This window comes from Corynebacterium glyciniphilum AJ 3170 (assembly GCF_000626675.1).
Taxonomy (GTDB): domain Bacteria; phylum Actinomycetota; class Actinomycetes; order Mycobacteriales; family Mycobacteriaceae; genus Corynebacterium; species Corynebacterium glyciniphilum.
Genome location: NZ_CP006842.1, coordinates 341,783 through 354,799, shown reverse-complemented (window position 1 = coordinate 354,799; position 13,017 = coordinate 341,783). Strand labels below are relative to the sequence as shown.

Annotated in this window: 14 protein-coding genes; all 14 read right to left on the bottom strand. The window is 63.0% G+C overall.

The genetic code is table 11. The annotated features are described in order from the left end of the window. Window positions 1-265: 265 nt before the first annotated feature. The 14 genes from CGLY_RS01655 to CGLY_RS01590 all read right to left on the bottom strand — a co-directional run bounded on the left by CGLY_RS01655 (window position 266) and on the right by CGLY_RS01590 (window position 13,003). Window positions 266-1,243, bottom strand: a complete 978-nt coding sequence (locus CGLY_RS01655; RefSeq protein ID WP_081803731.1) for an ABC transporter substrate-binding protein — start codon at window positions 1,241-1,243, stop codon at window positions 266-268. Between the two features lie 53 nt (window positions 1,244-1,296). Continuing rightward, window positions 1,297-2,112 carry an ABC transporter ATP-binding protein gene (locus tag CGLY_RS01650; protein ID WP_052539446.1) on the bottom strand — a complete coding sequence of 272 codons (816 nt, stop codon included), beginning with the start codon at window positions 2,110-2,112 and terminating at the stop codon, window positions 1,297-1,299. Then, on the bottom strand, window positions 2,105-3,034 hold the full coding sequence (locus CGLY_RS01645; protein ID WP_227590336.1) for an ABC transporter permease: 930 nt from the start codon (window positions 3,032-3,034) through the stop codon (window positions 2,105-2,107). The genes CGLY_RS01650 and CGLY_RS01645 overlap by 8 nt, the downstream gene beginning before the upstream one ends. Then, window positions 3,031-3,822 (bottom strand): ABC transporter permease, encoded by a 792-nt coding sequence (locus CGLY_RS01640; RefSeq protein ID WP_038545565.1) that lies wholly within the window; start codon window positions 3,820-3,822, stop codon window positions 3,031-3,033. Before CGLY_RS01640 ends, CGLY_RS01645 begins: the two co-directional genes overlap by 4 nt. After that, window positions 3,819-4,976, bottom strand: coding sequence for an FAD-dependent monooxygenase (locus CGLY_RS01635; RefSeq protein ID WP_038545563.1), 1,158 nt, complete (start codon window positions 4,974-4,976; stop codon window positions 3,819-3,821). The genes CGLY_RS01640 and CGLY_RS01635 overlap by 4 nt, the downstream gene beginning before the upstream one ends. 56 nt (window positions 4,977-5,032) lie before the next feature. Further along, window positions 5,033-6,133, bottom strand: a complete 1,101-nt coding sequence (locus CGLY_RS01630; protein ID WP_081803730.1) for an aromatic ring-hydroxylating oxygenase subunit alpha — start codon at window positions 6,131-6,133, stop codon at window positions 5,033-5,035. Window positions 6,134-6,140: 7 nt separating this feature from the next. Next, window positions 6,141-6,356: a recombinase-like helix-turn-helix domain-containing protein gene (locus CGLY_RS01625; RefSeq protein ID WP_038545562.1), complete on the bottom strand. Its 216-nt coding sequence runs from the start codon at window positions 6,354-6,356 to the stop codon at window positions 6,141-6,143. A 61-nt stretch (window positions 6,357-6,417) separates the two neighbouring features. Further along, window positions 6,418-7,377 (bottom strand): PDR/VanB family oxidoreductase, encoded by a 960-nt coding sequence (locus CGLY_RS01620; RefSeq protein ID WP_038545559.1) that lies wholly within the window; start codon window positions 7,375-7,377, stop codon window positions 6,418-6,420. After that, window positions 7,370-9,067, bottom strand: coding sequence for a thiamine pyrophosphate-binding protein (locus CGLY_RS01615; protein WP_052539445.1), 1,698 nt, complete (start codon window positions 9,065-9,067; stop codon window positions 7,370-7,372). The genes CGLY_RS01620 and CGLY_RS01615 overlap by 8 nt, the downstream gene beginning before the upstream one ends. Further along, window positions 9,060-9,842, bottom strand: a complete 783-nt coding sequence (locus CGLY_RS01610; RefSeq protein ID WP_038545556.1) for an SDR family oxidoreductase — start codon at window positions 9,840-9,842, stop codon at window positions 9,060-9,062. Before CGLY_RS01610 ends, CGLY_RS01615 begins: the two co-directional genes overlap by 8 nt. A 42-nt stretch (window positions 9,843-9,884) precedes the next feature. Beyond that, entirely contained in the window at window positions 9,885-10,631 is a 747-nt protein-coding gene (locus CGLY_RS01605; protein WP_038545553.1) for an SDR family NAD(P)-dependent oxidoreductase, read from the bottom strand. A 5-nt stretch (window positions 10,632-10,636) separates the two neighbouring features. Continuing rightward, window positions 10,637-11,155 carry a cupin domain-containing protein gene (locus tag CGLY_RS01600; protein WP_038545550.1) on the bottom strand — a complete coding sequence of 173 codons (519 nt, stop codon included), beginning with the start codon at window positions 11,153-11,155 and terminating at the stop codon, window positions 10,637-10,639. A 29-nt stretch (window positions 11,156-11,184) separates the two neighbouring features. Continuing rightward, a complete protein-coding gene (locus CGLY_RS01595; protein ID WP_052540550.1) occupies window positions 11,185-12,045 on the bottom strand; it encodes an alpha/beta fold hydrolase in 861 nt (286 codons plus the stop codon). 16 nt (window positions 12,046-12,061) lie between these two features. Beyond that, entirely contained in the window at window positions 12,062-13,003 is a 942-nt protein-coding gene (locus CGLY_RS01590) for a VOC family protein (protein ID WP_038545546.1), read from the bottom strand. Between the last annotated feature and the right edge of the window lie 14 nt (window positions 13,004-13,017).

Here is a 13,017-nt window from a genome sequence, read left to right as displayed (position 1 = left end):
CGCAGTTGTCGGACGTGAGTGGTTCTACTAAGTAACACGCTTCCTGCCTAATGGGAATACCCTGCATAAATATTTCTCGGACGGCAGTAACGGATACCCCTACGGGTGCGGGTGTGCACGTACGGTGTCTGCACCATGTACCGGAACGAGCCTGGGGGCCGCGAGTTGAGTCAACCCGCGGCCTCCAGGCTCGACACCGTTCGCGGGTGAGAGGCGACGAAGGGATCAGTTCAGCGCGATAGAGCGCGCATGTGCAAGAAAAGAGTTACTCGTCGGCTGTCCATGCGAATTCAGAGGCATCATAGTCCTCGCTGATGATGTCCTGCTCAATCATCAGGTCGGCGATGTGCTGCAACGCCGTCTCGTCCATCTCAGTGAAGAAGACCGGCATCGGTATGTCCTGGGCAGTTCCCTCGTCCATCTTGGCGATGGAGGGTATCCAGTCTCTCCATGCCTGTTCATTCGCCAGGATGTCTTCGTTCGCGGCGTAGAGTGCCCGGGCGAACGCCGAAGCGGTGTTGGGGTTGTTGTCGAGGAAGCTCTTGCTGGACACGATGTTCGATGTCGCAATCTCGTTGTTCGGGCCGTCAGTCAGGTCAATGATCTGACGCATCCCGGCAGCCCACGCTGCGCTGAGGAACGGCTCGGGTGAGTAGCCGACGTCAATCGCCCCAGACTGGACACCGGTGAGCATCTCGGTGAAAGGAACCTCGATGAACGTGGGTGTGACATCCGCACCCAGGGAATCTGCGAGCGCATTGAACGTCACGTCACCAGTGTTGTTGGTGTTGTTGATGCCGATGGTTTTTCCATCCAGGTCGTCAATCCCTTGGATATCAGAATCCGGGTTGACATACATTGCGATGGAGTTGTCCGCTGATCCGCTCACAAGGGCGGCCGTTTCGATCGGCATGCCGTTGTCGGTAGCACTGACGGTGTTGAACGTGGTCGACGTAGTGAAATCAAGCTCACCGCTGGCAACCATCTGCGCCCCTACGGGCCCGCCCTGTACCGCCTCGATGGAAACGTTGAGGCCTTCATCTTCGAAGAACCCGTTCTCTTCGGCCCACCACAGCGTGGAATAGTCAGCAAGCGGCAGCGCACCGACACTGATATCGGCCTGCTCGATACCGTTGGGGCCGGCGCCTCCTGTCGAGGAATCCGCTCCTCCTCCACATGCGGCCGCGGTGATCAGAAGAGTCGCCGCGCCCATCGCACCGACCACTCTCGTTGTCTTAAACATTCTTCCTCCAAAAGTCGATGCGACGTACAGAAATCCGCATGTCGCGAGTGTGATCAGGTGTGCCGGATCTCCGCCGCCGTAGCCGACGGGCGGAGAAGCGAGGTGACATGCGCACGGATATCGATGAACTCCTTCGAGGTCTTTGTGGTCAGGTGGTCCCGTGGACGTTCCAGACCGACGTCGATCACCTCTGCCACGACACTCGGTGGTTTCGACAGCACGACGATCTGATCCGCCAGGTAGACGCTCTCGTCGATGTCGTGTGTAACGACCAGGACGGTGACCCCCAACCGGGCCTGGATGGTCATCAACAGGTCCTCCAGGTCGGCGCGGGTCTGGGCGTCCACGGACGCGTATGGTTCATCCATCAGCAGCAACTTCGGCTGCGAGGCGAGAGCGCGGGCGATGGCCACCCGCTGCTGCATGCCACCGGACATCTGCCACGGATAGAGCTGTTCCTTGCCCGCCAGGCCGACGGCGTCGATGCTTTCCCTGACCCGCCTTCTCCGCTCCTCGGCGGGCAGGCTGCGGATCGGGAATGCGATGTTCTTGTCAACGCGCATCCAGGGAAACAAGGAACGCGAATAGTCCTGAAAGACCATTGCCAGCCCCTCGGGAACCCCGCTGACCTGTTCGCCTTCGAAGACGGCGGTACCCTCGCTGGGTTTCTCCAACCCGGAGATCATCCGCAGCAGCGTGGATTTCCCGCAGCCGGACGGCCCGACGATCACGGTGATCTTGTGGGCAGGTACCGTGGCCGTGATTGACCGTACCGCCAGGTTCTCGCCGTACCGTTTGGACAGTCCGTCCAGCTCAAGCTCGGGAGGAGCCACGGTGGCCGTTGTCGTTGTCGCAGTTGTGTCAGTCATTTTGAGCAGTGACTCCTCTGTGCCACGCCAAGACGCGGCGTTCAATGGTCTTGAAGATGACGTTGAAGACCACACCGATGATGACGAGCATGATCAGTACGGCGAAAAAGGTTCCGAAATCGAAGTTGCGCTGGGACTGGATGAGCAGGAAGCCGAACCCATTCTCCGAACGCTGTAGTTCCGAGATGATCATCATGATCAACGAGTAGGACATGGAGGTGCGGATCCCGGCGAAAATCTTGGGCGCAGCGCCGGGGAGGACGATGAAGACGAGCACCCGGTACGCCGGAATACGGAAGACCTGCGCTGCCTGTGAGCGGGTTTCCCCCACTGCGCCGACACCGTCGATGGTGTTGAGCAGAACGGGCCACACCACGGCGAACGCGATGAGGAAGATCTTCGGCGCGTCCCCGATCCCGAACAGGATGAAGAACACGCCCAGCAGTGCGGGGGACGGCAGTGACCGGCCCAGGTGCACCAGTGGTTGGAACAGTCCGGTGAGGATCGTGGACATTCCCAACGCCACACCGACAACGATGCCGATGATGATCGCCAGGGCGAGACCGACGAGTGCACGGTAGAGACTTGGAAGAGTGTGTTCCACCACGGCATTGCCGAGGACGAACTCGTTCCAGAATGTCTGGACCGCTTCGTAGGGGGTAGGGACGAAAAGGCCGCTGGTCTCTCCCAGTGACACTATCCACCAGACGACGACGATGAGGATCGGCACGCTGAGCCGGAGCAGCACCGTCCACCCCGCAGCGGCCATCCGGGATCGGGGGCCGCCGGGCGTCCGCGACTGCGGGGCCGCCACAACCGGACTGCTCTGGCTAACTGTGCGTCCCGGGAGCATCTCCGTCGTTCCTGTCCCGACGTGTGAGCTCTCCGGCGTTCGAGGGTGTGTGTTGGTCAGGTCGGTCATTGTTCCAGTCCTCTCTTCCAGGCGAACAGGAGCGAATCGGCCTGCGCGAGCACCAGATTGACGATCACGCCGATGACGCCGGCAATGACGGTCGCCGCGTAGACCGCGTCCAGGTTCACAGCATTCGCCGACTGGGTCAGGATGAAGCCGCCGATACCCGACCCGTCTCCGACGAGGAGTTCAACCGACACCGCGACGAGCAGACCGATGGACGCCGAAATGCGGATGCCGGTGAACGCGAAAGGGAGTGCGGCGGGGATCTTGATCCTCGCCAGGATCTGCATGCTGGTGAGGCCGAAGGTGCGGGCGGTGTTCACTGACGTGGGGTCCACCCCTCGCACCCCGTACATCGTGTTGAGCAGGATCGGCCAGACACAGGCCAGTGCGACGGCAATAGACAGGGACATCATCCCCCGCCCGGCCAGAAGCACAAGGATCGGCGCCAGGGCGACCGACGGCAGCACGCGGAACGCTTCCACCGGCCATTCAAAGGCCGTGTGCCAGGCAGAGAAGGCGCCCATCAGACCGCCCAGCACCACACCGGCGATGCAGGCCAGGAGCATCCCCAACCCCCACTCCCCCAAGGTGAACAGGACTTCGCTCCAGAACCCGGTATCGGGCAGGAGGTCAACCGCTCCTCCGATGACCTGGCTCGGGATCGGCAGCCCTTCGGTGGTGATGAGACTGGACCGCAGGATGAGTTCGGCGACGAGACCGCTGCCGACGACGCCGACGATGCCGAGGCCGACTGCGCTGGGAGTGGAGAGGGGGTCACGTATGACTTTCACTGTTGGCTCCTCTCTGTCGTCGGCAGGGCGAGTGGGACGTTCCACGCGTCGTAGTCGTACAACCAGTCGGCCTCGTCGCCGGATTTGAGCCAGTCGTTGGCGCGTGAGGTCAACTGGATACGCGCCGTGCGCTCGTGGCGGGCCTCCTCGTACGCACGTAGGCGCGCAGGCACTGACACGTCGCTGCCTTCAGTCAGCGCTCGGCACAGCACCACCGCGTCCTCGATTGCCTGTCCGGCCCCCTGCGCCATGAACGGTGTCATGGGATGACACGCGTCCCCGAGAAGGGTGACCCGGTTGTCGCTCCACCGTGGCATCGGATCGCGTACCCTCAGTGCAGACTTCATCACCTGGTCGCAGGCACCGAGGATCTCAGCCACCTCGGGATGGAAGTCGGCGTACTGCTCACGGAACTCAGTCGCGTTGGCCGTGGTGGTCCATGATTCCGCGGTCCATTCCTCCTCACCGGCCGTTGCGAAGACGAAGAGGTCCTGTCCACGGTTCAGAGGGAACGTGACCAGTTGCCGTTCAGAGTCTGGACCCCACCACTTGGTGAACGAGTCCAGGTTCGGCACACCAGGCAGTCGGGAGCCCGGGACAACCGTCCGGTAAGCGACGAGTCCGGTGTACTCGGCGTCCTGTTCCCCGAAAAGACTGTCGCGCACCACGGAGTGGATGCCGTCCGCGCCCACCAGGACGTCGGCCTCGACGGGCGGTTGACCGCTGCTGAAATGCAGTCGCACACGGTCGTCGAGGTTCTCGACATGGTCGAGGCGATGTCCCAGGTGAAGCACATCATCGGGAAGCAGTACACGGAGGGCGTCAAGCAGGCTGGCACGGTGCACCGTCAACTGTGGTGCCCCGTACCGTTCCTCCGCCGAATCTCCCATCGGAAGGTCCGACGTGACCTCTCCGCTGTCCCAACGACGACTCAACCGTCGCCGAGGCCGGGCACCGGTGGTCCGGAGCGTGGCACCGACCTCGGTGTGCAGTCCGTCGAGAGCGCGTGTCGAATTCGGCGTCAGGTTTACGTCCGCGCCGACCTGACCGAACTCCGGAGCCTGTTCGTACACCGCGACGTCCACGCCGCGTTGAATCAGGCCCAGTGCCAGCGCGAGTCCGCCCACACCACCACCTGCGATTGCTGTCTTCATTCTCTTCTCCTTGAGTCTGCAGGAACCGGTGGTGTCGTCATCCGCCGGTTGCCCTGTTAAGCGGTTGCAGCTTTTACTTCGGTCGTATTCCGGGTCCCGGTAGGCCTCGTGCGTGCGCCGCTGGACGGGCCGCTGTCTGCCATGGCCTTCGCCTGCCGCTTCGCCTGTTTCCGGAACAACCGGCGGATCCGCATCACCCCGAGATCGTGCTGATACAGGTTCTCGGCGGCATCGGCGTCTGGCGCCATCCCTTCAAGCATGACCCGGTCCTGCTCGAGCACCTCCCAGTGCCGCGGCTCCAGGGTGGTCTTGTACAGGAAGCGCCAGGTGTCGCGGAGCCAACCCGACACCTTCCGGTAACGCCAGAAGAACACTCCACAGCTGGTCGCGTCGATCGGGATGACCATGCCGACGATGCCGAAGGCACCACCGGGGCCGGCCGACGGCGGATACGGGATGGAAAGGTCCACCCAGTCGGCACCGGTGTCACACAGTTCCACCCAGTCGAAATTCACGCCGACCTGATCGGTCTTCTCGAAGAAGAACCCCCGGTCAGACTCGCGGATCTGGAACTTCGCCTTCGTATCGCCCTCCGACATCGAGTGTGAGTCATGGTGGAGGAACGTTCCGTGCATCGGGTCAAGCAGGTTCTCCAGGCCGAAGCGCCAGTTGCAGTCCCACTCGGCGTAGCACAGGAAAGAGGAGATCCCGTCGTCGGTGAGCGGGTCCGGGAAGGTCAGTTCGGCGGGTTCCGCGTCGGCGTCAGTACCGAACCATGCGAAGACCGCACCCGCGAGTTCCCGGACAACCGGAGCGGTCACCAGGCGCTGTCCTTCGATCTCGCATCCCGGCATGCCTGGCACGGCCCGCACAGTTCCGGTGCCGTCAACCTGGACGCCGTGGTACTTGCATCCGACCCGGTCGCCCAGATGGGTGGCCTGGCTCAGCGGAGCACCACGGTGGGGGCACCGGTCCTCCAACATGCTCACTTTTCCAGCGGTATCGCGGTACAGGATCCAGTCCTGTCCGAGCCGGCGGAGCTTCTCAATTCGTCCCGGCTGGATGAAGGAGGACGGGCACACCGCGTACCAGCGGTCGCGGAGACCGTTCCGGTACAGGAAGTCCTCGGAAATTTCGGGGCTGTAGTAGTTGGCCATTGGTCATTCACTCTCCCAGTCGTGCCATTTCGTTTCGGAAACTCTCCGCAGTCCACGGAGCGCCGCCCGGGCCTGGGACATCAGCGTCGTTGAGTCCTTCTGCCAGGGATTTGGGCGAATCGGAGCCGGCAGCGAACAGGCGCTCGACGGCGTGCGCCAGCTGCAGTTCATAGTTGGACGGTGCGCCGTCCCGGGCCTGTGTCGGTTCGAGATATCGGGTCATAGCCGTGAAGTCCTTTTCAGGTTGGTGGTGGGTGGTGGGAGTGACAGATGTGGATGGTTTGTCAGATCTCGAGTTCAAGGACGTCGGTTTTGGCCCGGGACACGCAGATGAGCATCGTCTCCCCGGATTCCCTCTCTTCCGACGACAGCAAAGAGTCCCTGTGGTCGGGGATACCGGCAATGATGTCGGTTTCGCAGGTTCCGCAGGTCCCCTCCCGGCAAGAGTGAGGGACGTCGATGCCAGCGGCTTCGAGTTGCTCCATGATGGTGCAACCGACCGGAACGTTCACCTCCACGTCACTGTCGATGCAGCGGACCGTGAACTCACGCTCGCCCTCGGGCGGCGGCTCGATCGTCCTGGCGACAAAACGTTCACAGTGGAAGGTGCCGGCAGGCCAGCCGTCCGCCCTCTTCTCGACGGCGTCGAGGAGACCACCGGGGCCGCAGACGTACACTTCCCGCTCTCCGCTGTCCGCGCCGTCGAGGATGGTGTCGAGGTCGAGAACACCTTCCCGGTCATCGGAGGTGACGGTGAGCTCTCCGGACAGGTCGGCGAGCTCATCAAGGAACGCCATCGAGGCCCGGCTGCGTCCGCCGTAGTAGAGACGGAACTCCCGGCCGGTGGTGGCAGCGGCCCGCGCCATGGCGAGGATCGGGGTGATTCCGATCCCGCCGGCGATGAGGGTCAGGGGCTTACCGTTGTCGCTGACCTCGAAATTGTTCCTGGGTTCGGACATCATCACCTCATGTCCGGGACGCAGGACGTCGTGGACATGGCGGGAGCCACCCCGGCCCACCACTTCCCTGAGGACGCCGATCCTGTAGTGACTGGTGTCGGCCGGGTCGCTGCACAGGGAGTACTGGCGGATCAGACCGTCGCCGACCGCGACGTCGACGTGTGCGCCCGGCGTCCACTCCGGCAGGTCACTGCCGTCTGTCCGGATCAGCTCCAGGGAGAGCACTCCCTCAGCTTCGACCCGCATCGAGCGAATCATCACAGGAATCGTGCACAGGTCACTCATCGTCGTCCACCTCCGCCGACTCGTTATCGGGGACGGTGACCGGCGGGGTGAACGGCGACGGCATGTCCCCGTAGGATGCGAGATCGACCTCGACGACGACGGCAGATTTCAGTGCCACGGCGTCACGCAGGACCTCACGGACCTCGTCCGGTGAGCTGATCCGGGCGTAGTCAAGTCCGCAGGACGCGGAAAGCATCCTGAAATCAGGTGTGGTCAGGTCGACCCCGGCGCGTTCATTGCCCATGGAGTCCTGCATGTTTCGCAGCACTCCGTAACCAGCGTCGTTGAACACCAGAAGAATCAGCCAGGGATTCTCCTGTGCCAAGGTCAGGATCTCGCCCAGGTGTACAGCCAGACCCCCGTCACCACAGATGGCGACGGCGGGTTGGTCGGGAACAGCGGCCGCAGCCCCGATAGCCATCCCCAGACCCTGCCCAATGCCACCGCCGCGGGGAAAGATATTGACCTCCGGGGCGGGCATAGGCAGCAGCCGGTTGCCCCAGGAACTGGACGCGATAGTGACGTCGCGGGCGATCGGCGACTCCGCCGGAACGACCTCGCGAATCGCGTCAACGAATTCTGCGTGCGCACCGATCGCAGTGCGCTGGCGACTGCGACACTCCTGCCGTGCTGCCACGACGCGGCCCCGCCACTCCTTGTCTGACCGGAGCTTGCCCCGGTTCTCGACGAGGTAGTCAAGGACGGCCGCCGCGTCACCGTGCACACCGGCGGTCGCCGGATACACGCGTCCGATGGCGTCCTCATCCTGGTCAACCTGGATGTGGATGGTCGGCATCTCCACTGAATAATCTGAGGTTTCGTTGGACCGGAAGTGGGTTCCGATGGTCAGGAGGCAGTCCGCCTGGCTGAGCAGTGCACGCCCGACGGGACTTGATGCGTAGTTCCCGACACACAGATCATGGTCCTCGGGGATCGCTCCGCGCCCAGAGTTGCTGGTGAGTACACCCGCACCCCATGACTCGCACAACCGGGTGACGAGACGGCGGGCATCGCGACCGGTAGCTCCACCGCCGAGCCACAGCAGGGGACGACGGGCGGAGGAGAGCAGTGCGAGCATACGGTCGAGATCGGCGTCGGCAGGGTTGCGGGTACTGACCGGGGTGAGCAGGTCCTCTCGTGGGGTCCCCGGGTCACTCGTCGCGGCAAACTGCAGATCGATCGGCCACTCCACACTGACAGGGCCGCCGACCGCATCCGCTGCCAGGCAGGCCGCATTGCGCAGGACGGAGGCTGCTTCATCAGCGCTGGTAATCGTGTAGGCGGCACGGGAGACGGCATCCAGCATGCCTTTCTGGTCCCGAGTTTCGTGGATGAAACCCCGACCCGATCCCAGGTAACGGCTCTGGATCTGGCCGGTGATGTGAAGGACCGAGGTCGCCGAACTCAGTGATTCGATCAGTGATCCCGCTGCATTGCCGGCTCCGGTACCCGTGCTGGTCAGTGCGCATCCGATGGTGCCGCTGGCACGGGCGTAACCGTCCGCGGCGTTGACTGCCGAGGCTTCATGGCGGACGGGGACGAACCGGAGCCGGCGGGACACTTCTTCCACCAGAGGGAGATTGTGGACGGAGATGACACCGAACACGGTGTCCACCCCGGCATCAGCCAAGACGTCGGACAGGAGCTCACCACCGTTGCGGTATGTGGTCGGGGACGTTGAATCAGACATATCGATTTACTCCTCCGGCGACATCGATCGTGGCGCCAGTGATATAGGACGCGCAGGGGGACAACAGAAATGAGATGACGGGCGCGACCTCGTCGGCCCGTCCGAAGCGTCCGAGGACGATGCCCCGGTCATTGGCGACCTCGTGGGAGAACGCCTCGTAACTGGGGTAGTCACTCATCTGTTCAAAACGACGCCGCCATTGGCCGGTGTCGATAAGACCGAGGCAGACTGAGTTCACACGGATACGATCAGCCGCCAGACTCTGGGAGAGAGATTTCGTGAGGTTCAGTAGCCCGGCACGCGCAGCGGAGGTCGCGGCGAGCGCAGGTTCTGGTTGGCGGGCGAGCACAGCGTTGAGGTTGACCATTGCCGGAGCCTCCGCCTCCGCCATGAGCGGAATCAGGTGTGCAACGCTGTGGAGCACCGGGGTGAACTTGAGCGAGAGTTCGTCCTGCCAGTCCGCCGGGGTCATGTCAGAAAGCGGAACCATCCGGGACCCGCCGGCGTTGTTCACCACACCGTCGAGGATCCCGAACCGCTCACTGACTTTGTCCGCCATCGCGCGCATGTCGTTTTCCGAACGCACATCACACTCAACGGCGGTCACCAGGTCAGGTCTCGACAGGGTGGGAAGGGCGCGCCGCAGATTCTCGAGGTTCCGGGCACAGGTGACGACATTCGCGCCTTCCCTGGTCAGAACATCGACGGTCGCGAGTCCTATGCCGGAACTCCCTCCCGTCACTACAAACGTCTTTCCGCTGAGATTCAGGTCCATTGTCTGTCCCTCCTTTCTTTGTTTCGGGTAGCCGCCGGAGCTTCAGCGGAAGACAAATCCACCATTGACGAGAATTTCCTGGCCGGTAATAAAACTTCCCTGGTCATCGAGAAGAAGCCGTACGACACCGGTGATGTCATTGGGTTCCTGGTCTCGGAGCAGTGCACGTTGACGGCGATACTCCTCGTGACGCTTTTCCGGCACCTTCAGAGCAGACTCCGAGTGTGTGAGCCCCGGCGAGACGGTATTCACGGTGATGCCGTACGGCCCGAGGTCGGTGGCGCTGGCGCGGGTGAGAGCTGCGAGCCCACCCTTGGACGCTATGTAGTGTGCGAGATTCGCGGAGCCGTTCGTTGCAGCGTCTGAGCCGATGTTGACGATAGAACCGCCACCTGCCTCGATGATCAGCGGTGCGACGGTCCGGGTCATGAGGAAAGTGCCCCGCAGGTTCACCGACACGACGCGGTCCCAGTCTTCGATGGGAATCTCGTGTACCGGAGAGCCGCCGACTCCGTCCGCCAGTGCCGCGCAATTCACGAGACCGTGAAGTGGTCCCGCTTCCTTCAGATCTTTGCCGAGTTCCCCGACCGACTCCGGGTCCGAGATATCCACGGCCACTGGGGATGCTGACCCTCCTGCGTTGATAATCCGGCGTGCAGTGTCTTCCACTGCGTCCTGCCGTATATCGGCGACCCAGAGATGCCAGCCGCACCGGGCGAGATCCAGGGCGATTGTCCGTCCGAGGCCTCGCCCCGCTCCGGTGACGAGAAGTGTCCGTGGAATCGTCATCGTTCTCAGTCCCTGGTGATCCCGTACATTGCGGATGTCTCGGGGTACGTGGGGATCTCCGGCTTCTGTGCACCGATGATGACGCAGAAGAGGGCCGGCTTATCCGTGTTGTTCTTCAGGCTGCGGGGCACACCGGCAGGGACGACGATCATGTCCCGGTACCCCAGGGTGCGGGTCACGACGTCGGTACCGCGGTGGACGCTGACGTCAACCTCACCCTCGAGGACGAAGAACGCCTCTTCAACGTCATTGTGGGTGTGCTCGGGCCCCTCGGCACCGGCCGGAAGCAGCATATTCGAGAAAGTGAACCCGCGGGACTGGATCGTCCGGGAGTCAGTGTCGTGGTTACCGGTGGCACCGGAGCCGACGTAGCGGATCTGGGCGCGGGCAAACTGGTCGCCCGCCTTCGTCTGGAAATTGAGAGTGTCCCAGTCTTCATAGCGGGAATCACGCGTGAGCACGAGCGAGTCAGTGAACTCCTCGAGATTCGAGTTGTCGTAGGTGAGTTCTGCGGTGGAGGTCATGGTCTTGAGCCCTTTCTGATGGTTCGCCGTTACGGAGTTGCAGCAGCGAGTGGGGTTGACTTGCGGTATTTTTCGGATTCCCGCATTCGCTCAGCGATAAGAGCGAACGAGGAGACCCAGGTGGTGAAGCTCTCCGGTGCTTCGAGGTTGGCGAGGTGTCCGGCGTCGCGGATTTCCACCCCGACTGCCCCGGGGATCCCGGCGATGAGCGGGACCGCCGCCTTCCGTCCGGTGACGGTGTCCTTCTCACCCCACAGGACGAGGGTGGGGCTGGTGATTCCAGCGAGATCGTCGGTGTTGTCGGTCGTCGCCATGGATTCGGCGGCGTACCGGTAACCGGGGAGACGGATCGAGTTCGCCATGAGGGACACCGCGCGACTTCTGATCATCTCGCTGGCTTCCGGGGAGACGAGGCGGACCGCCCGTTGCCGGGCGAACGCCTCCACACCGGCGCGCTCGATATCGTCGGGCCTCGTGCGCATGCTCTCAGCCTGTTCCGCACTGGTTCCGGAACCGACTGTCGAGGAGCCCAGGATCAGGCCCCGGACCAGATCAGGATGGCGCAGTGCGAGCCGTGTGGCGATGACGCCACCCCAGGACATTCCGACGACGTGGGCACCGTCGGTGAAACATGCCCTGATGCACTCAGCGGCGGCATCGGCGAAGTCATCCATGGTCATGGGCTTGTCAGGGTCATCCGACCGCCCATATCCCGGCGCATCCCAGGTGACGACACGGTGTTCATCAGACAGCAGGGGAAGTTGGCCGTGGAACACGTCGCCGGAGCTCCCGATACCGTGGAGCATGAACAGGGGGATTCCGTCACCGGTTTCCGTGAGATGGATCCCGAGGGGGCCTTCCCTCACGGAGGGACCCGAATGTGTGGTCATCATCGTCATCCTTTCGTCAACTGGCTTTGTCCGCTGGAAGCAGGTGGAAGGAACCCTCGTCGGGGACGCCGGCCATGTGGGAGCGGACGTCTTTGCTCGGTGGGCCGGCGGTGCCCCAGGTGTCGGACAGTTCCGGTGTCCGGCGCCACACCTTGCACAACCACTGGTCCTCGTCGATCTGGGCAATCTCGGAGGTGTACTCGCAGACCAGCCCTGCCGGATCACCGAAATAGGAGAAGGTGTTGTCCCCGGGACCGTGCCGCCCGGGACCCCACAGTGGGGTCACACCGGTCTGCTTAAGCCTGCCGATGCCGCGCATGAAGTCGTTGACGGTCGGCATCTCGTAGGCAACATGGTTGACGGACGCCCACTCCGCCTGATTGAAGGCGATGGAGTGGTGGTCGGTGTTGCATCGCATGAAGGCCATCTGATGCTCCGACCAGTCGGATACCCTCATACCCAGGACATCGCGGTAGAAGTCCACGGATTTGTCGATATCGGCGGTGTTGAGCACGACGTGCGCGATGTTCTTGGGGATCGCGTCGCTGGTGTACCTCTCCGGCACAGCCCAGAAGTCGGCGAGCAACTCGATGAGGCGGCCCTCGGGATCGAGGAAACTGACGCTGTACCCTGCGCCTGCGTTGTCCGCAGGACCGGGACCGAAGACGATCGGGATGTTCCTCGCTTCGAGACGGCGGGCAGCCTCGTCGACCTCGGCCGGAGTTCCGACGGCAAAGCAGATACGTCCCAGACCGTTCTTCGGAGCATCGGTCAGCTGAAGGATGTGGTGTTCGGACCCAGTTCCCCGGAGCCAGGAGCTCCCCTCCTCCTGTTCAACGACGTCGAGTCCCCATGCGCCCGAGTAGAAGTCGGCGGAGTCGGAGAGTGCGCTGGTGCGCAGCTCGACGAAGCGGACCTTTCGCAACTGCGCGATGGGTGGTTGATAGGCGGTAGTCATGATGTCTCCTTTTG